The following is a 25550-nucleotide window of genomic DNA, read 5'->3' as shown; positions in this document are numbered from 1 at the left end:
CTCCAGACGCAGAGACACAGAGAGAAATCAGCGTCAAGAGGTACAAGCACCCCACCCCCAACCCCCTCCCCGCAAGCGATGAGGGGGCTAAGATGTACCTCATAAGAGCGGAAACCGCTGTAAGAGTTTGGCGTTGCATAATTACAGGATGAAATCATTAAATTTCACTTGGAAAACTTTTTCTTTTTGCGTCTTTGCGTGAGAAAAAATCATCCCATTAATCAGCAATGCGAAAAATCTAAAATCCAAAATTGGATACGATTATGAGTGAAAATCATTGGACTCGCAGAGATTTTATTAAGGGAATAGGTGCAACGACTGCGGGTTTAACGTTGTCATCTTGTGCTATTTCTGGAGATAAGTCTGTTAAAGGATTAACAGAAGAAGCTTTTGCTGTGGAACCGTTAGTCAGACCCCAAAATTTAGAGAAACCCGATATTACTGTTGGTTATGTTCCTGTTAATGATTGTGCGCCATTTGCGATCGCATGGAAAAAAGGTTTCTTCCGCAAATATGGCTTAAATGTCAAACTCAACCGCGAAGCTAGTTGGGGAAACTCCCGCGACGGCTTAATTTTTGGTCGTCTTGATGCTGCACCAGTCGTCTCCGGTGCTGTTACCAACGCCAGAATTGGCGCTGAAGGTGCGCGTCATGCTCCCCTATGTGCAGCTATGACCATACACCGTCACGGTAACGCCATGACCATGAACAAAGAGATGTGGGACTTTGGCATCCGTCCTTGGTATGAATATCAGCAGAAATATGGTGATGGTGCTTTAGAAGCCTTTGGCAAAGATTTTCGCGGCTATTTCAACCAACAACCCCCAGAAAAGAAAATTTGGGCGGTAGTTTTGAGTTCTGCTATTTATGAATACTTTGTCCGCTATTTATCCGCTGCTGCTGGTATAGACCCCTTTAAGGAATTTCGGGTCATCATCGTTTCCCCACCGCAAATGGTGACAAACATGAGAATTGGCGCAATGCAAGCTTACATGGTAGCCGAACCTTGGAACAGCAGAGCAATTACAGGTAACGAAGGTATCGGTTTTACATTTGCACAAGGTAAAGAAGTTTGGCAAGGACACCCAGACAGATTGTTAGGAGTAATGGAATCTTTCATCATTAACTATCCCAAAACTTACCGTTCTTTGGTAAAAGCAATGATTGAAGCCTGTCAGTATTGCAGCAAACCCGAAAATCGGCCAGAAGTAGCACAATTAATGACAGAAAAATCCTTTACTGGCGCAAAACCCAAACAAAAAGATGCGCCCATAACTAAGTTGACTTCTCCGGGAATTATTGGCAATTACAACTATGGTGGGTTTGACGGTAAAGACCGCACTATTAAAGCTGCTGATACCACAATTTTCTACGATATTCCTGAGAATATTCCCCAAGAAACAGGAGAACATTCGACATTTTTATGGCGTTCTCGAAGTATTTGGTTCATGACTCAAGCCGCCCGTTGGGGACAAATCAAAGAAATTCCCAAAAATGCCAATCAAATAGCCGAAAGAGGGTGGCGAACAGATTTATATCGAGATATAGCTGAGGAAATGGGAATTCAATGCCCCAAGGATGATTATAAGGTTGAATCGCCTGAAGTATTCATAGATAAAAAAGGTTTTGATCCTAGTGATCCTGTAGGTTATCTCAATAGTTTTGCCATCAGGGCTAACGCTCACACTCGCATTTTTATGTCCTAATGTAGGGGCATATTATCTCGTTATCTCGTTCCCAGTCTCTGACTGGGAATGCAATCACAAAGGCTCCGCCTTTAGGGACTTTAGAGGCAGAGCCTTCTAGAATTCATTCCCATACTCTGTATGGGAACGAGAAAATGTAGGGGCGTATTGCAATACGCCCTTACCGGGATTTTTAGGTACAAAAAATTTAACTAATTCAGGAATATTTAATCATGCAATATACCTCTTTTTCAAACGAGTCTTATCAAGAAGTTAAGCCCCAGCATGGATTTCTGGAAATTGAAAATTTGGTGAAGTCTTACCCGAAACCAGACAAAGAAGATGCTGTTGTTTTAGATGGTGTTAATCTGACGATTGGTGAAGATGAGTATATTTCTGTAATTGGTCATTCAGGTTGTGGTAAATCAACATTACTGAAGATTATTGGTGGGTTTCAAAAAGCCACATCTGGCTCAGTACGTTTAGATGGTAAAGAAATCCGCAAGCCAGGTGCAGATAGAATGATGGTATTTCAAAATTATTCCTTGTTACCTTGGTTAACGGTGCGCGAAAATATCCGTTTAGCTGTTGATGAAGTGCTAAAAAATGCTAATCGTGCCGAAAGAATTAGCATTGTTAATGAACACTTGGCAATGGTAAACTTAACATCGGCTGCCGATAAATATCCCGATGAAATTTCTGGAGGTATGAAACAAAGAGTAGGTATTGCTAGAGCTTTGGCAATTCGTCCGAAAATGTTATTAATGGATGAACCTTTTGGCGCACTAGATGCTTTAACTCGTGGTAAATTGCAGCGTCAGGTATTAGATATCTGGGAAAATCATCGTCAAGCGGTAATGATGATTACTCATGACGTAGACGAAGCAATTTATATGTCGGATCGGATTGTCTTAATGACCAATGGCCCATCTGCTACAATCGGAGAAATTCTCAAAGTTCCGTTTCAGCGTCCACGTGATCGAAGTGTGATCCGAAATTCTCAAGAATATTTTGAACTCCGCAACCACGCTCTAAATTTTCTAGATCACCACTTTACTTCAGAAGAATAAAATAGTATTATTATGTTTTTAGTGGGTAGCCTAATTCAAATTCATGAAAGCTGGATTTGAAGCGGAGGAACCAAAAATTGGGGCTAATCTAACGAGAGACACCTTCCAGTCTTAGCCCGTCAGCTAACTCCGTCGGCAATGGAAGGAACCCCCAAAACCTTGGCTGTAATACCAGTTATGATTGGGGTTTCCGGAATCAATGTTAGATTCGAGATTTTAGATTCATAGGTAATCCAAAATCCAAAATCCAAAATCCAAAATCTAACATTGTTTACCCTGCTTCTCATTCGTCACTCATTTCATGGGAGAGAAGTTAAAACTGTGAAAATTAAGCCAATGTTAGCACGTTTAGAAAGTGCTATGGGTCGTGATGACCTAATCGAACAAATGGTATTGCTACCAGAACCTGAAAAACTCGTTTCTCAACAACATCAAATAGCCAACTCCATTAATTTAATTGTTGGCTATGATGCTTCCCCTCAGAGTCACACAGCCCTAGATATTGCCTGTTGGATTGCTCACCAAACGAGGTTAGCTACTAACACACTAGTTACAGTTCACGCTGTGTATGTATTAGAAGAAAGGTTGAAAAATCAGTATTTTGATATTTTCAAAGTTGCTTACAATCAGCCTCAATTAGAATGTCCAGTGAGCAATATATCAAAATCAGTTACGTTGGTATTAACTCAACCAAAAATAACAGCAAGTTTACCACAGCTACAAAGAGAATCAAGAACTTTTCTGCAAGAAGCAGACACAATTCTCTCGCAAGCAAAAACTCTAGCTGAAGAATGGCAGGGATCATTTAAATCACATCTGCGGTTTGGTAGTATTGGTGCAGAACTTAAAAAATTTGTTGAATCAGAAGCCGCTGATATTCTGTTTTTAGGGTGCAAATCCATCAATCATCCAATGATTAAGACGCTTGGTAATAATTTTCCCTGCGCTGTCTTGGGTATTCCCAGTTGTATTGATGAATAATTGCTGTTTTCAATTACAGTGATGGGAAATTAAATTAAAATTATGGAAAAGTCACCTCAAGTATAGGTGGCTTTTTCGCTACTATTCAAGCAGTAATATTTTGAGGTTTAGAGTGTGGAAAACTGGCAAGCTGTCTTTAGTGTAATCATATTTATTTCCGTCATTTTTTTAATCATGACGGAATGGGTACATCTGACAATTGCGGCTTTATTGGGAGCATTGTTACTAGTTTTTGCTAATATCATGACTTTACCAGAAGCTGTTGGTTACATTGGCAAAAGTCATGGAACATTGGGTTTATTTTTTGGTGTGATGGTATTAGTAAGAGCATTTGAACCGACTAATATTTTCAGTTATATAGCTACACAAATAGTCATTCTTGCTCAAGGTAGTGGCAAGAAATTATTATTAGGTATAGTGGCATTAGTAACACCAATTTGTGCAGTTTTACCTAATGCCACTACAGTGATGTTGTTAGCGCCTTTAATTCCACCAATGGCACAAGAAATAGGAGTCAATTTTGTGCCTTTATTAATTTTAATGGTATTTGTTGCTAATAGTGCTGGGTTGTTAACCTTAGTTGGAGATCCTGCCACTTTTATTGTTGGTGATGCTGTAAATATTAGCTTTCTAGATTATATATGGAACTTGAGTTTAGGAGGTGTACTTGCTGTTGTCTCTGTGATTGTTGCATTACCATTTTTATTTAGAAAAATTTGGAATACAAGACTAGATGATTTAGCAGAACTACCACATCCACAAATCAATCATCCACGAGTTTTAATGGTGGGTGGATTGATTGTAGGTTTTGTATTGATATTTTTTGTAATTGGTGAATCCTTACCAATACCTATTTCACCTGCTGCTGTAGCTTTGTTAGGTGCTGCCTTAGCTTTATTATTATCTCATCACAGCCGCATTGATACTGTCAACAACATATTGCGGGATGTAGATTGGAGTACCTTAATATTTTTTATGAGTACCTTTGTGCTAATTGGGGGACTGGATAAAACAGGTGTAATTCAAGGTTTATCAGGTATTTTAGGAACGATTTTGGGGAAAAATATTCTCCTAGGTTCCCTAGTATTGTTATTCTTGGTGGGGATATTATCTAGCGTTATTCCTAATATTCCTTTAGTTGTGGCGATGGTTCCCTTACTTAAACAATATATTGTCAATGTAGGATTAGCACCAGCAGAAGTTTTAGCTTCAGACTATCAAGGACAGTTCCCCCCGGAAGTTTTACCACTGTTTTACGCGATGATGTTTGGTGCAACATTGGGAGGTAATGGAACTCTAGTAGGTGCATCTTCTAATATTGTTGCTGCGGGGATTTCTGAACAGCATGGAAGAAGGATTTCCTTTAAGACTTTTTTACATTACGGTATTCCTGTAATGTTGCTGCAACTTGTGACTTCGGCTTTGTATGTGTTGGTGCGTTTTTTACTTTAAGTTGTGCAAATTATATCGATTCTCGGTTGAGTGAGATAAAAGAACCCCACCCCCAACCCCCTCCCCGCTTGCGAGGAGGGGACTATGATCTACCTCATATGATTAGGAAACGCTATATAAAAAACCCCTTTTAAATCAAGAATATAAAAAAGGGATTGTTTAAATGATAATTATAGGAAAATAGGATTCAGTTAAAGAGAATTGTAGGTTGGGTTTCGCTTTGCTTAACTCAACCTACGCTGTTTAAGGTTGTTGGTGCTAATACCATTTCTTTGTGAGCCTGCGCCAAATTTTTTGATCTTTTATTTCTTTCTTTGCTACGCAACGCTACCGCGAACGCGCCTATCCCTACGGGAAGCTACCGCGAACGCGGTTCGTTTCCTATCTAATTTGGCGCATCTTCATAGAGAATTGGTATAACACCAAGCTTATTAAATTATAGGAGTCCTATTTTATTTTTCAGAAATTATTTAGGATTCCTATAGTTTAACTAATATCTCATGATGTGCAGCACGTCACGGAGAACACTGTAACCGAATAAATCCCACACTAAATAGGCAAGAAATCCAATCATTGCCAAGCGTCCATTCCACAATTCGGCCTGGGGATTCCAGCCAAAGATAAAGGCATTACGATCTACGCCATTATAGGCTTTAGCAACAGCTGGTATATCAGTAGAAGAGCGAGTTTCCATTTTTTACCTCCAAAATTAAGCGGGTTTGAGGTCTTGACTTTTTTGTCATCAACAATTTAATGCTTAACTTCAAGGTAACATTAGTACACAAAATTTATTTATGCCTAGAGGTACAAACTAGAGGCACTACTTGTGGAAGATAATAAGAAAAGTATTGATGCAGACAAATCCACCCTGAGAGGTTGACAAAACCATTGATTATAAATAAGTGTAAATCCAGCTAATTAAGCTATGATTTATGTTCCGCAAAAACTCAAAATATATAACTAAATAAATAGCAAAACTTATATTAAAAAAGCGATAATTTTAACACAAATTAATAATCTAAAATCCGCAACTTCTGTCTAACGTTATATAGGATTTTCCCACCTTAGATGGATGTGGGGATCAACTACATTCCTGGATTCTGAAAGCTAGAGGAGTTGGATATTGCCAAAAATACTAACGAAATCTTTAATTTCTCAAATTTCTCAAATTTCTCAAATTTCTCAAATTTAATTAGAGGCAGGAAATACAAATCATGCTGGAACTGTACAAACATTTATGGTGGATGGCACAAATACCTGTAAACCCCGCCAACGTCACACCAGCACAAGCATCGGTACTCACTTCCGGTCCCCGCTTTTTTGTGGCTTTAATTTCTGGTGTGATTCTCGCCTTTGCGTTCCAATTAGTTCTTACAAATCTCTCAGTTGCTGCTGGTATTTCATACTTGGGACATTCATCGGAGTCAGATGAAATTGAAAGTTTCGGCGGCACGATTCGCAAAATTGGTACGGGAGTGGGGATTTGGACATTAGTCACAGTTACACTAGCCTTATTAATCGCTTGTTTCTTGGCTGTGAAATTGAGTCTGTTGATTTTAGATCCCAGTTTAGGAGCAATTTTAGGATTGGTTATTTGGGGGTCATACTTTTTATTACTGGTGTGGGTAAGTACTACTACGGTGGGTTCCTTGATTGGTTCAGTGGTAAATACAGCCACTTCTGGTTTTCAGGCAATTATGGGAACAGCTACGGCTGCACTCGGTGCTAAAGCTGTGAATCAGCAAGTGGTAGCAACGGCTGAAGCGGCTGCATCGGCTGTCAGGCGAGAATTTGGCAGTGCCATAACTCCAGCAAATATTCATGAGAATATAGAAGACTACATAGAAAAGCTACGTCCCCCAGAAATCGATATCTCTAAGATTCGGGGTGAATTTGAAAGGTTACTCAATGAACCACAATTTAAAGCGATCGCAAATAATCCAGATCTCCGCAATATTGACCGTCAGCGCTTTATCGATTTAGTTAGTAGTCGTACCGATTTATCTAAAAAAGAAGTTAACCGCATTGCTGATGCTTTATACAAAATTTGGCAACAGGTAGTAAGTACACAAGCACCAAGCACAGACCGCGTGGGTGAGTTGGTGGATTATCTGAAATCACTTCCCCCAGGACAAACTAAAACAGATGAACTCAATGCTAAACTTGAGCAGCTAATTGCGGAAACCCACGCTACCAAAGAGGTAGAAGAAAAACCTGGTTTTATTCAACAGACACTTTCAGCGCTGACTGGTGTGGTGTTGGGTCGGGCAGATTTATCTGATTTGGATGTGGAGAAAATTTTGCGTACCTTTGGTAATGCTAGACAAAAAGTCATACAACAAGTTACAGAACAACCTTACAGCCCAATTCGCGCCGATATTGAAAACTACCTGCTTAACACCTATGCTTGGCAACTAAGCCAGGAAAGAATTGCTCAAGAATTTCGGGATGTGATTTATGATCCTGCTGCTGACCCTGGTACAATCCGCAGGGAATTAGAGAAAATATCTCGCCAAGATTTTGTGAATATTCTCCAACAGCGGGGACTGTTGACGCAAACACAAATTAGCCACATTGCTGACCAATTGCTGGCTGTGCGTGATAACGTGCTAGTAACAGTAACAGCCCAGGAAGAAAGAGAAATTGTTCAAGATTTGCAACGACGAGTTGAAAGTTATCTGTTGGTGACTCCGAAAGCAAATTTGACACCAGAAGGAATTGAGCGAGATTTTAAACCGCTTTTGGCAGATTCAGAAGCAGATCATGAAACTCTATCCCGGCGATTGGCACAAGTTGAACGGGAACAAATGGGGGAAATTCTCTTAGCACGCAATGATATTCAAGAACGGGAATTAGATCCGATTTTGGATGAATTGGAAATACAGCGCGATCGCACTTTGGTAGAATCCTTAGGACTGGCACAACAGGCACAACATCAAGCAGAAACCCTTTGGCTAAATGTCGAGTCATATCTGCGTAATACAGGCAAGGAACAATTAAATCCTGATGCTATCCGGGCTGACTTAAAAAGACTTTTAGAAGACCCTCAAGCGGGACTGGCGGCAATTCGCTGGCGTTTGTCTCGGTTTGACAGAGATACTGTGGTGCAATTGTTGAATCAACGTCAAGATTTGAGTGAGGAACAAGTTAATCACATTCTTAATGCGGTTGAGGAATCATGGCATAGCATCCGCCATACACCGCAACTGGTGGCAGACAAAGCCAAGGAACAATATGATTCTGTTACTACCACGATTGCAGATTACTTGCGAAAGACTGGTAAGGATGAATTGAATCCTGAAGGAATCCAGCGGGATTTGACGAGATTGTTTGAAAATCCTCAACAGGGTGCTGTGGCAATTCGTCGCCGCCTATCACATATTGACAGAGATACTTTGGTCAAGTTGCTGAGTCAACGTCAAGATTTGAGTGAGGAACAAGTTAATCAAATTATTGATGGTGTGCAGACATCCATTCGGAACATTGTCCGTGCGCCGCGTCGTCTTGCAACCCGGACACAGCAAAGTGTACAAAATTTCCAAGCTTATCTGCAAGAGTATTTACGGCTGACTGGTAAGGAAGAATTGAACCCGGAAGGGATCAAGCGGGATTTGCAATTATTGTTGCATGATCCACGAGTGGGAATGGAAAGTTTGAGCGATCGCTTGGCGCATTTCGACAGAGAAACCATTATCGCTTTGTTGAAAATTCGGGAAGACATAACTGATGAAGATGCAGCCCGAATTGCCGATAATATCGTCCTTGTACGTGACCAATTTGTGGAACAGGTACGGGGGATTCAAAGGCGGATTCAAGATGTGATTGAGGGCGTTTTTGCCACTGTTCGTAATTATCTCAATTCTCTAGATCGCCCAGAACTTAATTATGATGGCATTACCCGTGATCTCCGCCAATTGTTTGATGATCCCCAAGCTGGATTTGATGCATTGCGCGATCGCCTGTCATCTTTTAACAGGGATACCTTGGTAGCCCTTTTGAGTTCTCGTGAAGATATTTCTGAAGAAGATGCCAACCGGATTGTTGACCAAATTGAACGCGCCCGGAATAATGTATTGCAACGAGCCGAACGCCTACAGCACGAAGCCCAACACCGCCTAGAACAGGTGAAACACCAAGCCCAGCGCCAAGCCGAGGAAACGCGCAAAGCTGCTGCCAATGCTGCTTGGTGGTTGTTTACAACAGCAGTTGTTTCCGGTATTGCTGCGGCTTTAGGAGGTGCGATCGCTGTAGTGCTTGTCTAGGTTTAGTAGGGGTGAAGCATTCGCCGATAGAGGTTATCGGTTGGTTCCATATTTTTCCGGCGCAGGGCGAAGCATTCGTGTATGGAGGTTATCTATTTGTTCCATATTTTTCTGGCGTGAATGCTTCGCCCCTACGGTTTAATGCGATCGCACTGTCTTAATATTTGTAGGATTTTCTTGGTCATCTATCCAATTCATCGGATTACTGACGGTGTACTGACGAATATTATTTAATGCTTCCTCATTGCGGATAATATGTTCATAATAATTACGCTGCCAAATTACATTTCCTTTATTCTTATTAATGCGATTAATTTGGCGTGTAGAAACAGATTTATAATTTTGAATTATTGCCGCCAAAGATTGCGGTTTCGTACCATTAATTTTATTTTTTTCACCTGTAGGGGCGAAGCATTGGCTCGATAAATTTTGTTTTTGTTGAAAATCTTGCTTTGCCAATGCTTCGCCCTCCACTTCAGAAAACGATTGTGAAAAATCTTGCTTTGCCAATGCTTCGCCCTCCACTTCAGAAAACGATTGTGAAAAATCTTGCTTTGCCAATGCTTCGCCCTCCACTTCAGAAAACGATTGTGAAAAATCTTGCTTTGCCAATGCTTCGCCCTCCACTTCAGAAAACGATTGTGAAAAATCTTGCTTTGCCAATGCTTCGCCCTCCACTTCAGAAAACGATTGTGAAAAATCTTGCTTTGCCAATGCTTCGCCCTCCACTTCAGAAAACGATTGTGAAAAATCTTGCTTTGCCAATGCTTCGCCCTCCACTTCAGAAAACGATTGTGAAAAATCTTGCTTTGCCAATGCTTCGCCCTCCACTTCAGAAAACGATTGTGAAAAATCTTGCTTTGCCAATGCTTCGCCCTCCACTTCAGAAAACGATTGTGAAAAATCTTGCTTTGCCAATGCTTCGCCCTCCACTTCAGAAAACGATTGTGAAAAATCTTGCTTTGCCAATGCTTCGCCCTCCACTTCAGAAAACGATTGTGAAAAATCTTGCTTTGCCAATGCTTCGCCCTCCACTTCAGAAAACGATTGTGAAAAATCTTGCTTTGCCAATGCTTCGCCCTCCACTTCAGAAAACGATTGTGAAAAATCTTGCTTTGCCAATGCTTCGCCCTCCACTTCAGAAAACGATTGTGAAAAATCTTGCTTTGCCAATGCTTCGCCCTCCACTTCAGAAAACGATTGTGAAAAATCTTGCTTTGCCAATGCTTCGCCCTCCACTTCAGAAAACGATTGTGAAAAATCTTGCTTTGCCAATGCTTCGCCCTCCACTTCAGAAAACGATTGTGAAAAATCTTGCTTTGCCAATGCTTCGCCCTCCACTTCAGAAAACGATTGTGAAAAATCTTGCTTTGCCAATGCTTCGCCCTCCACTTCAGAAAACGATTGTGAAAAATCTTGCTTTGCCAATGCTTCGCCCTCCACTTCAGAAAACGATTGTGAAAAATCTTGCTTTGCCAATGCTTCGCCCTCCACTTCAGAAAACGATTGTGAAAAATCTTGCTTTGCCAATGCTTCGCCCTCCACTTCAGAAAACGATTGTGAAAAATCTTGCTTTGCCAATGCTTCGCCCTCCACTTCAGAAAACGATTGTGAAAAATCTTGCTTTGCCAATGCTTCGCCCTCCACTTCAGAAAACGATTGTGAAAAATCTTGCTTTGCCAATAATTCACTTTTAACGATAATAATAATTCCATGTAAATGATTGGGCATGATCACAAATTCATCTAATTCTACATTTTGAAAATGCCGAGGAATAGATAACCAAGAACCCCTTGCTATTTCACCATTTGTATTTAATTTCATCTCACCATCTACAATTTCACCAAATAAACAATTACGTTGATGGGTGCAAATGGTGACAAAATATGCTCCCATTTGGGTATAGTCGTATCCTTTTAATCGGATGGAACGGCGGTGGTGAATGTCGGGATTATAGGGCATAAATTAAATTCCTTTTCATAGCGTCATGGTTATGGGGAAGGGTGAAGCATTCGCCAATACAGGTGATCTGTTTGTTCCATATTTTCTCGTGCGAATGCTTCACCCCTACGGATAATGGGATATATTCTATTATTTTAAGCTGCTGTTGATACAATATAATCATTTACCAACGCCGTTGCACGATTCGCATGAAAGCTGCACCCGTTACTAATCCTGCAAATTGTCCCCAATAACCAAGATTAGCTACACCACCAGAAATATTTAAACCCCCAATTCCATAAAATAGCTGCTGGAAAAACCACCAAAATAAATAGAAAAAAGCTGGTATTTCAACAGGGATGAATACAATAATTAAAGGCAGTATCGAATCTATTTTAGCTTGAGGAAACTTCATAACATAAGCTCCTAAAATAGATGCAATTGCACCATTAGCTCCAATTACTGCTACACTTAATTTTGGTTCCATGAAAATTTGCACTATTCCAGTAAAAATACCAGCGGCTATATAAAGTAATAAATATCTTTGTTGTCCTAAAATTCTTTCTATAGTCTTACCAAACACCCATAAAAAAATTAGATTGCCGAGTATTTGACTAAAACTGCTATGCAAAAACAGCGACAAAGGTAGAGCAATTAACCGCCAAAATACAACTATCCAAGCGGCTGAATTGTTAAAAATTACATTTGCTATCGCTGCATTAGTTTGATATGGAATTATCCCCCAACTATTCACAAAAGAACTTAATTCTCCGTTTATATCTATTTGGATTTCCCAGAAAAATATACCAACATTAATACCAATTAACCAATAAGTAATAATTGGCTTTTTCCAACTATGAATGTTATCACTAATAGGAATCATATAATTCGTAATGCCTCTTTCAGAGGAGCTTCGCTAACGTAATTCGTAATTCGTAAACAGGGAATTCTTAATTTTCCCCGCGTCTCCGTGTCTCCGCGTCTCCGTGTCCCCGCGTCCCCATCTCCCCAATCTCTTGTGGCAAGATGTAATCAGGTAATATTGCACTCAACTCAGCAACCGAGATGCTAGGAAACACACTTGTTGGAAGATACCAGATTATCAGCCACCTGGGAGGAGGGGGATTTGGTGAAACTTACGTAGCTTATGATACTCATTTACCTGGCTCACCTCAATGCGTTGTCAAGAAACTCAAGCCTCAGTCAACTAATGCAGCCACTTTGGAAACAGCTAGGCGATTATTTGATACAGAAGCACAGGTTTTATATAAATTAGGAACTCATGATTGTATTCCCCAACTTTTAGCCTACTTTGAGGAAAATGCCGAATTCTATCTTGTACAGGAATTCATTATCGGTCATGATCTCAGTCAGGAGTTACCACCGGGAAAAATCCTCAGTCAAGATGAAGTAGTTTTGTTGTTACAAGAAATTTTAGAAATTTTAGATTTTGTACATCAACAAAAAGTAATTCATCGTGATGTTAACCCCCTAAATATTCTGAGACGTGAGCAAGATAATAAATTAATTTTAATTGATTTTGGTGCAGTTAAAGAAATAACTACCCAAGTCATTGCGCCCACAGGTAAAACTAAGTCTACCGTCGCTATTGGGACACCTGGTTATATGCCGGGAGAACAAGCGCAAGGAACACCAAAATTAAGTAGTGATATTTATGCATTGGGAATAATTGCTATTCAAGCAATCACAGGATTATCACCTGAACAAATAGAAAAAGATTCCGAAACTAATGAACTGATTTGGCGAAATCATGCCACAGTTACATCAGAATTTGCTGATTTTTTAGACAAAATGGTTTGTTATGATTTTCGTCAACGTTATAGTTCCGCCACTGTAGCATTAAAAGCGCTCCAAGAATTAATTAAACCCCTATCGGGGACAATAGCTTTAAGTCCTGCTACTCCAATCAATCATATCAAACCTCAACAATCTAAAAAAGGTTTATTGATCAAATTAGGATTAAGCATATTTTTATTAGGTTTGGGGGGAACTGCATCAATATTTATTTTCAACAAAATTAATACTCAGAATGCGACAGAATTATATAATCAAGGAAATACACTTTTGCAGTTACACCGCTATGAAGAGGCACTGGGAAATTATGAAAAAGCAGTTAATGTTAAAGCGAATTACGTTCAAGGTTGGTATGGACAAGGTAAGGCATTATTTAAATTAAAAAAATATCAAGAGTCCCTATTATCCTATGATAAAGCCATTCAAATTCAACCTGATTATTTAGAAGCTTGGGCTGGGAGAGGTTTTGCTTTAGCAAGTTTACAACGTTATGCAGAAGCAATTTCTGCTTTTGATAAAGCGTTACAAATGAAAAATGATTATCCAGAAATGTGGAATGCTAAAGGTGATGCATTCAGAAATTTAAAGCAATATGATAACGCCATTAAATCTTATGATCAAGCAATTGAATTGCAACCTGATAATTATGAAATTTGGTATAAAAAAGGTTTAACATTACAGACTTTAAAACAATATGATGATGCAATTACAGCATATACAAAAGCGGTAGAATTAAAACCAGACCATGAAGCAGCTTTGTATAATTGGGGAAATTCACTGGTGAATTTAAATCGCTATGAAGATGCTTTTAAGGCATATGATAAAGTGGTGCAGTACAAACCCAATTATTATCAAGCTTGGTTTTCCAGAGGTAATATCTTAATTACTTTACGAAGATATGCAGAAGCAATTGATTCTTTTAAACAAGTGATTAAATATAATCCTGATAACTATCAAGCATGGTATAATATCGGCTGGTCACTACATCAAACTCAACGATATGCAGAAGCAATTGAATCTTATAAAAAAGCAATTTCGTTGAAAAAAAATAATTATCAAGTGTGGTATAATTTAGGTAATTCACAATATCTTTTACAAAAATACGGAGATGCCATAGAATCCTATAATAAAGCCGTTCGTTATCAGCCAAGTCATTACGAAAGTTGGTATAGCCGAGGTAATGCTTTTTTAAATTTAAAACAATATCAAGAAGCGATTATATCTTATGAACAAGCTATTAAATACAAACCTGATTACCAACAAGCAATAGATGCTATCAAACAAGCAAAAACTCAATTATCAACTGAAAAATCTCGCTCGATAATTGTACCGATTTTGCGAATGCCTAATTAAAACTCTTAAAGAAATAATCTTAAATGGTGTTAATTGTTGAAATCAGGTTTTCTAGCTGCCAATATTTATTTCTCTCGGAGAATCGGGTGAAGAAAAATATGCAGTTTTAGTATTTGAGTCTATCTTTCCTAATGTAGTCGATTGATTGATAGGAGAAACTTTTTTCAATCTAAGAGTATTTTGAACTTTTTCTCGAATTTCTAGTTTTGTCTTATACTCCTGTAATTTGATTTGAGCTTGAGGATAAACATCAGTATCTTGAGAAATTTTTTCTAGGAATTTTATCGCACTAGAAAAATCATTAATTAAAGCTTTTTGATAAGCAGTATGTAAAAAATATGCTGCTCTCATTTGCTTTTTTTGATTGTATTCAGCTAACTTATTTTGGATAATAGTACCAGCAGAACTTTCCGGAGGAACTTGACGCAGATATTCTAAAGCAGCGGAAAAATCTCTGTTTTCTGCACTAGCGTAAGCTTTGTTTAATAAGGTGCGTGTTTTTTCCTCTAAGTTAGTTATTGTTGTTTCAACTAATTTTTCTCTTTTAGTACGCCAATATGAAGTGTATGGAATTTGAGGAATAACATCCATCACTTCTGACAATTTACCATCATTTAAAGCCTGTTCAGCTACTAAATACTTTTTTGTATCATTGTGCCATTGCTTTTGCCATTCGGCAATTGTATCTTGAGCTTCTGGATAAACGTTGCTATAAGAGGGAATTGATTTAGCTAAATTAATGGCTTTTTCCAAATCTCCTGCTTGATATTCTGCTATTGCTTGAGATAAAGTTCCTGTTTCTGAAGAACTGAGAGAATTATTAACTAAACCATATACTCCCAATCCTACTACCACAGAATTAATAGTTATACCCAATCGCATTCCTGCTAATAATGGAGCAGATTTTGTTTTTTTATTGTTTTTATTGTTGTTATTTTCTACAGAAATGGGAGACTTGACGGCGGCAATTTCTCCAAGGTGATTTTCCCATCTTATATGTTTGAATACCCACAGTGCTTCCTTTGCAGATTGAAAGCGCTCTTGGTAGTTATAGCGGATCATTTGACTGAGGAAAACAGCTAGATAATCATTACCTGGTTTATTATCATGATCCCAAGGTATTTCATTAGTAGCCGGATCAATGTTGAATTGTAAAGGTGTTAATCCTGTTAAACCTTGGATAGCAATCATCCCCAAAGCATAAATATCGCTATTAGGTTGTGTTTGTCCCAGAAATTGCTCTGGTGGGATGTAACCTAATGAAGTTACGGGAATTTGGGAAATGGGTAATTCGGCATCTGTGCTAAAGTCAATTGGCTGAATTGAGCCAAAGTCAATTAACACTAATTTATCATCAGTACTACGTCTAATTAAGTTTTCTGGTTTGATATCACAGTGAATAAATCCTTGAGAGTGAACAAATTCGAGAATGCCTAAAGCATCTTCGAGAAATGCCAAAGCTTCAGGAACACTCCACAACTTTTCCATTTGTTTATTTTTGTGTAATTCAACTGACAAAGGTTGCCCAGCAATATATTCTTGCACCAAGTAAAATCGTTCATTTTCTTCAAAGCAGGTGATAAGTTGAGGAATTTGGTTATGAACTCCCAAATGCTTGAGAGTTTCAGTTTCAGTCAAAAACCGTAATCTCAGGTAGTCAAAATAGGAAGTAGATTGATAGTTGTTGACTTTCAACTGCTTGACGACATATCTGGGTTTTTCTGGATCATCGATATCTTCAGCGATGTAGGTTTGTCCAAATACCCCTGCACCAAGGCTTTGAAGAATTTGGTAACGCCCTTGTAGTAAGCTATTAATTATTTGCTGATTCATATGTTGGTTACTGAGGAATTTTTACATTGTTGTTACATACCTTTTCTGAAGTTCCTTTTCCTATCCGGAATACTGAGCAATAATTATTTGTATCTTTAAATTAAGCTAGGTTCGAGAAACCTCTTCCTCTCAACTGCCGTCTTCTTTTAGTTATTCTCATTAACAGAGTAATTCGCGGCTTTTTCAGCCTCTCTCTATGTTGAGGAGATATTTAAGTATTAGTGAAATCAACTACATCTTAAATTGATAAATTTATAAAACGATAAATTAATTACTTACGGATTTTTACTTGAAGTCATAAATTTGATAATACACACATACGAGGGAATGGGGTGATGGGGTGATGGGTTAATTAACAGAAAAACAGATTGCCTAGCATTATTGAATCGATGCTCTAAATTCAATGAGAATCTTTGCCGTTTTCTTGTTTATCCTCAAAGGTGTCTGTGAGAGGTTTGACTACTTTAGCGATCGCTTCTTGGATAAATACTTTGATAAACTCATCTCGGCGATTAATCTGAAACTGCTGCTGTACTACTTCTGTCATTCCCCCATCACCCCAATCTTGATCATGGCGAAAATATTCAATAAAGCTTTTTCCCGCAATGCGCGTTAAATAAGCTGCTGTCACGCCTTGGATAGCTCTACCAATCAGAAAAGTGGCAACATGAAATTGTAGTGCAGTTGAGAGTAATTCTATTGCGCCTTTGACAATTCCTAAACCTGCAATGGTTTTACCTAAAGACAGGGCTAATTCTCCTCCCCGTTCCATGTTCAATTCACAACCGTACACTCTACCAATTTCTACTACCATTTGGGCATTAACTGCGGCGGTGGCGAGTAAATCTACCATTGGTAAAGGGGTGACAGATACCACACCAGCCCCAATCCACTGAAAACGCTCGACAATTTTATCAGCTTGACGACGACGTTGAGAATCAATCAATTTTCGGGCTTCTTCTCCCAACCGCAGAGATTGCAAAAGAATATTATCTGCAACTAAATCTTCACCTTCAGCCCGTAGGACAGAGGCCATACGTCGCAAAAGAGGGATAATATCAGGTTCTGGTTGGAAGGTTTCGCCGGTTTCTAATTGTGCAGTTTGGGGATTAGCTGCGATCGCCACAACATCATTAGGAGCGATAAATCCTAGTACCCGTTGACGCAATCGAGCGAGGATAGTTTCCTTGTCGTCATCTGTATATAAATCAGTTTTGTTGAGAACTAAGAGCGATCGCTTACCAATTTCCGCCAAACCCTTTAACGGCTCATATTCAGAACGCCTTAAATCATTATCTACCACAAATAACAGTAAATCTGCTTCCGTCGCCAACGCCCTCGCTAATTGTTCCCGTTCTGTTCCGGCTACTCCCGCTTCTAAAATTCCTGGCGTATCCGTAATTAAAATTTTGCGTTCTAATCCCTTTAGGCGCAAACAATAGGTTTCCCCTACCTGGGTTGTCCCCATCGGTGCATCTACTTGACCGACTATCCGTCCCATAATGGCATTAACTAGGGAAGTTTTGCCAGCACTCCCTGTCCCAAATACCACTACTTGAATTTCTCCCCTAGCTAAATTCGCTTCAATTTCCTTAGTGCGACTTAGTAAAGCTTGGCGGGTAACTTCATCTTGAATTTGGGCTACCTGTTGGCGCACTGCTTGGAGAGTGGTAGAAGCTGCATCCGATTTAGCCGCCGGAATTTGAGCCGGAGTAACTCGTCTGCGGTTATAGCGGGATTTTTGCTCACCAGATTGCAGCATCAGCACATAATAGACAAAAGCCGCAACCAATCCTCCCAGGAGTACAATCAACAGCAACAGCAGTAGATTACCTAACAGGGGAGAATAGGATATTTGCCAGTAAAGCCGTGACAGTGAATCAATCAGCCACACGGCTAACCCCAAAATGATAATCAAACCAGCAATAAGTGTGACTATGCGCGACAGAGGCATGAATAGCAAGGATAAGTAGATATTAAGAAGCTAGATGCTTCTGATCTTAATCGGTTTAATCAGTTAAGTGTTTTTCTCCAGAAGATAAAAAAGCCAAATTTGCTGGATTGAGGAAAATTTGCCAGGGTGAACTACTAAAATCAGAAAAAAGGGAGAAAAAACTGAATGGGACTTTTTGATCAAATTCTCGGTGCAGTCAGTAGTTCTAATCAACAAGGCGGTTTAGGTTCACTGCTAAGTATTGTTAATACTGTTCAACAGATAAGCAATAACACTGGTGCTGATACCTCCACCATTCAATCAGTTTTATCAGTAGTCGGAAAACAGGTACATTCATCTTTGCAAGATAAGCAAGCTACAGAGGGAACAGAAGCTGTACAAGATTTGGTGAATCAATTTGCAGGTACTTCTCCAGATTCCCAAGCTGTCGATACACTATTTTCTCCAGCCATTCAACAACAAGTGGCAGATGTTGCAGCCCAGCGCACAGGCTTAGATGCGGGAATGATTCAACAATTATTACCTACATTAGTACCTTTAGTTTTGAATTTCTTGCAATCTGGCGGAAATCCAATGCTGAATAAATTCCTGGATGCTGACGGTGATGGTGATGTTGACATTGCTGATGCTCTTAAGTTAGCGAGTCGGTATTTGGGCAGGTAATTATTAACTGAGTAGTAGATAGTCAGCAACCGTGGATTAATCAAGTTTTTGACTTTGTTTAATCCACGTTTAGTTTTTGTGGATTTTGTAGTCAACTAGACAAGCGATATATTTGGTCAGCTTTCCTGCGGAACAATACGTAAAATTTCAAAAATCAAATATTAGTCCTATATAATAAAAATATCAAGTTATATCTTAAAGAAAACATGACGCTAAACAACTTATTAGAAACTCAAGGAATTATTCACTCCGATCCTGAAATTATGAGTGGAGTTCCAGTGTTTGTGGGAACTCGTGTTCCTTTACAAACATTTTTTGACTATCTCGAAGGTGAGGGTGGATTAGCTGAGTTTATTAATGATTTTCCCTATTTAGAGGCTCAAACTATGAAAGTCTTGGAAAATGCAGCAAAATTGATAATTGCTCAGGAACGTTGCGCTTAATGATTATATTACTAGATGAAAATCTTTTGAGTAAAAAACTCAAACAACCTTTTTTAAATAAAGGTTATATTATTTATAACGTTAATGGGATGGTGTAGTTTTAAAGATCACCAAATTCTTGATTTAGCTAAAAAACATCCTTTTGATGTGTTTATTACAGCCGATAAAAATCTTCCTTATCAGCAAAATTTAACTGATAAAACTTTGAAAGTTATTATTTTAAACTCTCGTAGCACTCGTCCTGATGATTTAGTACCTCTAATGGAAAAAATTAGTGAAATGATTTTATTTTTATCAATGGGTTCATCTGTATTTATCAATGACGTAGGTGAGATTGAATTGGTTGGTTAATTATTTAGTTACTAGCAGATAATTATTCCTAGCAATTGTCACAATGAAAAAGCATCGCATCCCATCATCCCCAAAATAGCGAACTGACAAAAGCCCTCCAGGCATCCAAGAAACAGCGCGTGCGCTATCGCTCTCTCATCATCCGTGAGTCATTTCATTTAAAGCAGTATTAATTATTTCTTCACTAACTCCATAACGTTTTAAATTTTCAATAAAAGAGTCAACCCCTTGATTACGACTTTCTAAATAATATAAAATTGCTGCTATGGGAGATGGAGGATCAATAGGATAATTTTGTTGTTCATAAACTTCTACTAAAGTCGCTAAAATATCTAATTTTTCATATTCTGGTGTATTAGGTTCAGCATCGAATATTTGTTCAATTTCTCTTAAAGCTTGTTGATAATCTGTTGCAGTTTTAATCGGTTTCAAATTCATAATATTAAACCTCCTTAAATGATTGTAGCATCTATCTTGTCATATTCTTGATGAGTACCAATAAAGCGAATAAAAATAATACCAATTTCATAACGGATGTGAACAATTAAACGATAATTATTACCTTTAATATTAAAAACTACACGATTATTGGCAACAATACTGGCATTAGCATAAACTTCTTTAATCTCTGATGGACTTTGCCAATTTCCACGAGAAGCATCATCAAACCATGCTTTTAAAGGCTGTTCTGTATCAGGATGTTTTTGCCAATATTCTCTTAGGGTACTTCTAGCAATAATTCTCATTGTAATAATTTTTATCAGAAATTAGTTGACTTGGTATTTGCAGTTTAGTTTCAAGATAATAGCAAATAAGCGATCGCATCCCATCATCCTCTAAAAGCGATCGCATCCCATCATCCCCAAAACAGCGATCGCTCCCACATCCACAAAAAGCGATCGCACCTCCCCACATCCCTAAAAATTGCTCTCCCCATATCTACCTAACAAGCGATCGCACCTCCCCACATCCCGCATTCCCTGACAGCGATCGCATTCCCACTTCCCCAAACAGAGGAGATCGCACTCCCTACACCAGAAAAAGAAAATAAACATTATGCTGGTGGTTGGTCTAGAATAAGTCCTAGTGCTTTTGCTTCAATAAAAGCATTTAAAGGATTATCCATCCGTGCCGAAACATGAGACTTTGTATTGCGATAAATACTAGTAGAAAAAGCATAGAAGGTATTACCCTGACTATCTTTGTATGATTGAGGTATATCTGTTTTAGGTTGAGATTTTACTAGAGCCTCTAATTCAGCATCATCTTGAACTTCAAAGTGTAAATGAACACTACCTGGCGATCCTACATCAGACACTATACCTATAGTTTGACCAGCAACAATCTGAGTTCCTTTTTGAACTGTTATATTGCTCATGTGAAGATAAACAAAAGTTTTTTTCATTACCTCATTGTGAATTGCAACAGCACCAACACCTTTACCAGGAGCGTCAATAACCGTTCCTGCAACTAAAGCTTTAACTTCAGTTTTTCCGGTGAAAGAGATATCAAATCCAGTATGAAATAGACCATCAAGCGGATGATATTTATCAAGATAACCTCCTCCCAATGGGCTATCTTTCTCCCAAGTTTTGTTAGCCGCAGCTTTGCCACCCAAATATTCAGCCAATTCTTTGATCTTCTGGTTATTCTTGAGTTCGCTAGGATTATCTCCAGAAGCATCAAGTTTATCTACGTTTTCAACATTCTTGCGGCCATCAACATCTTCATCTCTGAATAATGTATAGAAAGCCGGCACTCCTGTATTGTCACGCCACCTTTGATCATTACGACGAATATCAAGATAGAACATAGGACTATCTATAAAAGGCTTCTCTCCATACTCATTAATTATCTTTGTCTCTTTTGTGATCACTTGAGCAGCGTTCAAATCATTAGGAATTGCTCTAACTGTCACAGTCCTCGTTGCATAATTATTAGGATCTGAAGAATCGTCTTCATAATGAATAGCAACACCACCTTTGGTTAGCTTGATAGTACCTTCCCATTGGCGACTCCCCCAAGTAATAGTGACCAAGTGATCCTTACCTTCGTTGCCCCTTTCTGGTTGAATGATAGTCCACACTGAACCTTTGTAGGTTCGTGGATCAGCATAAGTAGATTCAACACCAGCCCTGATATCTGTTGCCCCTGTTCGTATTAGAGTAGAACCATAATTATAAACTGTTTGACCATTGTAATAAAGAGTCCCATCAACATTAGTAGCACCACTTAGGTTTTCAGGATTAGTTGGGGAACTGGATGAAGCATCAATGTATGGAGTGTCTTGTGTTGGATTACCTATAATATAAGCACCAGCAACCCAATTATTTGTACCTTTAATTCTGAACCATTGATCCTGTTGTTGACCTGTAATATCTTTGTAAAGACTACCATTCGTCCAGCCATCAAAAATAAGCTGAGTTCCTGATTGCAAATCTCCAATATCGTTATAGCCAGTACCAGGACCAGAGCGAATATTGAGAGCGACGGACATATTCATCACAGTACCGAGAAACTCTGAATAACTAAGATTAGTTTGTTGTCCTGCAACTCTTGAGAACAAACTCAAATTGTAATTCGTATTTGCCCCACCAATCCGAACTGTGTAATAGCCTGCTTCCAAATTAGTAGTAATTGTCTCAGCACTTGTCCCTGATTTATTCGACTGTTCCAATAAAGTGTAATTAGTGTAACCACCAGAGCTACCTTGATTCTTGAGCAACGTAACATTTGCATCATTGCTCAGGTCATCTAGCCTTAAACTGAAGTCACTGTTACTACCCAAATAGAACTTATAGTCAATAGGACTATTACCATCCAGATATCCACTGTAATTCGAGCTACCGCTGAGAGTCCCAATGTTAAAAATCCCTGGATTTGTGTTAGTAACAGGTACAACATTCAGAGAGTAGCTTCCAGTCTGACCAGAATAATAGCTAGTAGTCCGAACCATGTAGTTCCAACCACTTGGCATTGTAAATTCTAGCACCGTATTATTCCCATTATTAATAATGTAAGACTGAGCCATCAATTCCCCAGTAGAAGCATTCAACAACTGCAACTGTGGAGTAAATCCATAAGAAGTTAAACTAACTCGAACTTTCTGCCCTGAAGTAACACCTGTTAGACGGTAATCATCAGTAAAGTAACCAGGTCGGAGTCCATCTACTACATCTGTACTGCTCAAACTACCATTAATCGTTTGATTAATCTCAATATTGGCATTTGTCCAGATTGTCCGTCCATTTTTTTGAACTACAATCCGATCATCTTGAGTTTGAGCAATAAAACCATATTCAAACTGCTGATAAAGTTTATAGCCGTTATAATTAGCCCGTTCTTGAGACATAGTTGGGAAGCCTATTCCCCATATATCCTCATAACCGCCTACAGAGCGATAAATATTTAAGAAATATCCTTGTACACGATAGGGACCACCCTTGGGAATATTATTCCCATCAAATCCGCCTTGAACAATTTGGTTATCTTTTAGTAAGAAAATGCTATCTCCATCCCCTCTAGGACTACCTGTAAACTCTTGCACCCATCCTCCATTAATGCGGCGAACAGGACTAATTGGCTGCCCTACACTTCCAGGATTCCAGTAAGCATAATCATTCTTCCACAGCAATTCTGCCCCATCAGGCGCACCCATACCCACCAAATCAAATCTATCTCCATTTTTCTGGTAGTAATAAGGTGTCACTACACCATCTCGATTTGTTAGTGTTCCTCCTTCAAACTCCATCACCTGACTACCATCAGCCTGCGTATAAATAGATGATGTTGGTAAACCTAAGCCAGAATAGTTACGAAATAAACCATTTTTAGAATCAGGGTTATTGAAATTATTATTGTTGTAATAATCAGCAATAGAACCATACATCAATAAATTCCCATACTGACTCTGATAAGTAGAAACTCCAAAGCTATTAAAGAAAGAACGAATTACATTTGTTCCAAAATATGACTGAACAGATGATGGATCTATGTAATTAGCATTACCCAAAGATGTAGCAGACAGGCTCAAATTATAATAAGTATTGCCACTATAGGAATAAACTCTAACAAAGTATTTTCCTATTCCCAAATATCGACTAATCGAGTCTTGATTAGTTCCACCCTGAGTTGAAAGACTCAAAATCTCACGTTCATCTACCTGACCATTACCATTGCGATCTTGAATTAGTTGTACATCAGCATCATTACTTAAGCCATTGAGTATCAAATTAAAGTTACTAGGTGTATTAACATTGAAACTGTAGAAGTCATTAGAATCACCATCACCAACAAAGTCAGTTTTGTATTGTGTATATGTAAGATTGCCAAAACTTAAAGCTTGAGTAAGATCATTCCCCGCGCTATCATAAGGAGCAGGTGAAACTGTAAAGTAATTATTTCCCCAATCGTAAACATTACCATTGCTAACACTGCTAATCTTAATTTGATAATCAGAACCACTGGCTAAATTGCTAGGTACAGACCACGTTTCACTACCATCACTTGCTGTAGAACTGAACAAAGTGCTGTATAAACTACCAGCTTTGTACAAATCTATCTTCACATTTTCTGAAATATTGTCATTCCAATTAATGTTGTAGCTACTACCAGCTTGGAAACTTTCTCCACCATTAGGACTTGTCACATAGAGATAAGAAGGAACAACTATACTGAAATAGCCATCACTCCAGTCATAAATATTACTATTCGCAACGCTTGTAATCTTAACCCGGTAATCAGAGATAGTCTCTAGTTCAATAGGTGTATATAACAATTGACTACCATCACTTGGAGTATTAGCCATCCAAGTTTTTATCCAAGTATTACCTCTATACAGGTCAATGTTAACATTCTCACTAATATTATCAGTCCATGTAATATTAATTTGTCCCCCTGGTAAAGATTCCCCACCATTAGGACTTGTCACCGTGATAGTTGATGAATCATTATCAACTATCTTTACAGTAGCAGTTTTCACTGTTCCCAGATTATAGTTTGTATTACTGCTAAGGTTAACTACCACTGTTTCATCACCTTCAACTAATGAATCATTAATGGGAGTCAGATTAATAATTGCAGTGGAAGAAGCAGCAGAAAATGTAGCCGTTCCACTCAACGCATTGTAATCAACCCCATTAGTTGCAGTACCCGCAACAGTATAATTAATCGTTAGAGACGAAGCTGTACTTCCTGTACGCGTCAGCGTAAACCTACCAGGATTTGCAGTTTGTCCAGTTAATGTTTCCCCTGCACTTGCATCTGTCGCACTAATAGTAATTGTCGGCTTAACATTAGTTGGCGAATCATTATCAACAATAGTTACAGTAGCAGTTTTCGCAGTTCCTAGAATATAACTTGTACCGCTTGCTAATGTAACAATTGCTGTTTCATTCCCCTCATATACAGCATCATCTTTGACATTAACATTAATTAATGCTGTAGCTGAACCCGCTGCAAAAGTCACACTCTTAGTTAAAGTATTATAATCTGTCCCATTTGTTGCCGTACCCGCAACCGAATAACTAACTGTCAAAGGTGCAGTTTTATTCCCTGTGCGCGTCAGCATAAACCTACCAGGATTTACAGTTTGTCCAGTTAATGTTTCCCCTGCACTTGCATCTGTCGCACTAATAGTAATTGTCGGCTTAACATTAGTTGGCGAATCATTATCAACAATAGTTACAGTAGCAGTTTTCGCAGTTCCTAGAATATAACTTGTACCGCTTGCTAATGTAACAATTGCT

18 protein-coding genes and 1 riboswitch are annotated in these 25550 nt (G+C 38.7%); of the genes, 9 read left to right on the top strand and 9 right to left on the bottom strand.

Annotation, left to right across the window (positions count from 1 at the left end; translation table 11 throughout):
* Positions 1 to 263: 263 nt before the first annotated feature.
* The 4 genes from A9Y75_RS07990 (at position 264) to A9Y75_RS07975 (ending at position 5188) form a co-directional block, all read left to right on the top strand.
* Complete coding sequence (locus A9Y75_RS07990) at positions 264 to 1706, top strand: ABC transporter substrate-binding protein (RefSeq protein ID WP_071189040.1); 1443 nt, start codon at positions 264 to 266, stop codon at positions 1704 to 1706.
* A gap of 212 nt (positions 1707 to 1918) precedes the next feature.
* Entirely contained in the window at positions 1919 to 2755 is an 837-nt protein-coding gene (locus A9Y75_RS07985) for a nitrate ABC transporter ATP-binding protein (protein ID WP_071189039.1), read from the top strand.
* Positions 2756 to 2772: 17 nt separating this feature from the next.
* A riboswitch (cyclic di-AMP (ydaO/yuaA leader) is annotated at positions 2773 to 2905 on the top strand.
* 186 nt (positions 2906 to 3091) lie between these two features.
* A complete protein-coding gene (locus A9Y75_RS07980) occupies positions 3092 to 3736 on the top strand; it encodes a universal stress protein (RefSeq protein WP_071189038.1) in 645 nt (214 codons plus the stop codon).
* 114 nt (positions 3737 to 3850) lie between these two features.
* Positions 3851 to 5188 (top strand): SLC13 family permease, encoded by a 1338-nt coding sequence (locus A9Y75_RS07975; protein WP_071189037.1) that lies wholly within the window; start codon positions 3851 to 3853, stop codon positions 5186 to 5188.
* A gap of 490 nt (positions 5189 to 5678) precedes the next feature.
* Here the strand turns inward: A9Y75_RS07975 and A9Y75_RS07970 are convergent, their stop codons facing one another.
* Entirely contained in the window at positions 5679 to 5882 is a 204-nt protein-coding gene (locus A9Y75_RS07970; protein WP_071189036.1) for a chlorophyll a/b-binding protein, read from the bottom strand.
* A gap of 520 nt (positions 5883 to 6402) precedes the next feature.
* On the opposite strand from A9Y75_RS07970, the gene A9Y75_RS07965 reads away from it, so the two are divergent.
* On the top strand, positions 6403 to 9450 hold the full coding sequence (locus A9Y75_RS07965) for a hypothetical protein (RefSeq protein WP_071189035.1): 3048 nt from the start codon (positions 6403 to 6405) through the stop codon (positions 9448 to 9450).
* 138 nt (positions 9451 to 9588) lie between these two features.
* Here A9Y75_RS07965 and A9Y75_RS30375 read toward each other — a convergent pair whose 3' ends face one another.
* Together A9Y75_RS30375 and A9Y75_RS07950 are read right to left on the bottom strand one after the other, a co-directional pair.
* Entirely contained in the window at positions 9589 to 11412 is a 1824-nt protein-coding gene (locus tag A9Y75_RS30375) for a hypothetical protein (RefSeq protein ID WP_343232380.1), read from the bottom strand.
* A gap of 163 nt (positions 11413 to 11575) precedes the next feature.
* Complete coding sequence (locus tag A9Y75_RS07950) at positions 11576 to 12274, bottom strand: rhomboid family intramembrane serine protease (RefSeq protein ID WP_071189034.1); 699 nt, start codon at positions 12272 to 12274, stop codon at positions 11576 to 11578.
* A gap of 182 nt (positions 12275 to 12456) precedes the next feature.
* On the opposite strand from A9Y75_RS07950, the gene A9Y75_RS07945 reads away from it, so the two are divergent.
* A complete protein-coding gene (locus A9Y75_RS07945) occupies positions 12457 to 14559 on the top strand; it encodes a serine/threonine-protein kinase (RefSeq protein WP_071189033.1) in 2103 nt (700 codons plus the stop codon).
* Positions 14560 to 14610: 51 nt separating this feature from the next.
* Here A9Y75_RS07945 and A9Y75_RS07940 read toward each other — a convergent pair whose 3' ends face one another.
* Positions 14611 to 16392, bottom strand: a complete 1782-nt coding sequence (locus A9Y75_RS07940) for a protein kinase (RefSeq protein WP_071189032.1) — start codon at positions 16390 to 16392, stop codon at positions 14611 to 14613.
* A 400-nt stretch (positions 16393 to 16792) separates the two neighbouring features.
* On the bottom strand, positions 16793 to 18346 hold the full coding sequence (locus A9Y75_RS07935) for a GTP-binding protein (protein WP_071189031.1): 1554 nt from the start codon (positions 18344 to 18346) through the stop codon (positions 16793 to 16795).
* 165 nt (positions 18347 to 18511) lie between these two features.
* Here A9Y75_RS07935 and A9Y75_RS07930 point away from each other — a divergent pair, with 165 nt between their 5' ends.
* The 3 genes from A9Y75_RS07930 (at position 18512) to A9Y75_RS07920 (ending at position 19803) form a co-directional block, all read left to right on the top strand.
* Positions 18512 to 19009, top strand: coding sequence for a DUF937 domain-containing protein (locus A9Y75_RS07930; protein WP_071189030.1), 498 nt, complete (start codon positions 18512 to 18514; stop codon positions 19007 to 19009).
* Between the two features lie 206 nt (positions 19010 to 19215).
* On the top strand, positions 19216 to 19452 hold the full coding sequence (locus A9Y75_RS07925) for a DUF433 domain-containing protein (protein WP_071189029.1): 237 nt from the start codon (positions 19216 to 19218) through the stop codon (positions 19450 to 19452).
* Between the two features lie 84 nt (positions 19453 to 19536).
* Positions 19537 to 19803, top strand: a complete 267-nt coding sequence (locus tag A9Y75_RS07920) for a hypothetical protein (RefSeq protein WP_236721357.1) — start codon at positions 19537 to 19539, stop codon at positions 19801 to 19803.
* Between the two features lie 138 nt (positions 19804 to 19941).
* Here A9Y75_RS07920 and A9Y75_RS07915 read toward each other — a convergent pair whose 3' ends face one another.
* From A9Y75_RS07915 to A9Y75_RS07905, 4 genes are all read right to left on the bottom strand, one after another.
* Positions 19942 to 20241, bottom strand: a complete 300-nt coding sequence (locus tag A9Y75_RS07915; RefSeq protein WP_071189028.1) for a transcriptional regulator — start codon at positions 20239 to 20241, stop codon at positions 19942 to 19944.
* A gap of 14 nt (positions 20242 to 20255) precedes the next feature.
* Entirely contained in the window at positions 20256 to 20549 is a 294-nt protein-coding gene (locus A9Y75_RS07910; RefSeq protein WP_071189027.1) for a type II toxin-antitoxin system HigB family toxin, read from the bottom strand.
* Complete coding sequence (locus A9Y75_RS27385) at positions 20533 to 20718, bottom strand: hypothetical protein (RefSeq protein WP_143046379.1); 186 nt, start codon at positions 20716 to 20718, stop codon at positions 20533 to 20535. The genes A9Y75_RS07910 and A9Y75_RS27385 overlap by 17 nt, the downstream gene beginning before the upstream one ends.
* 139 nt (positions 20719 to 20857) lie before the next feature.
* On the bottom strand, positions 20858 to 25550 hold a 4693-nt coding region (locus A9Y75_RS07905; protein ID WP_177176134.1), incomplete at its 5' end, for a Calx-beta domain-containing protein.

Source organism: Trichormus sp. NMC-1, assembly GCF_001858025.1.
Taxonomy (GTDB): Bacteria; Cyanobacteriota; Cyanobacteriia; order Cyanobacteriales; family Nostocaceae; genus Anabaena.
Note: the sequence above shows the minus strand (reverse complement) of the source record. Positions and strands in the feature narration are given on the sequence as shown.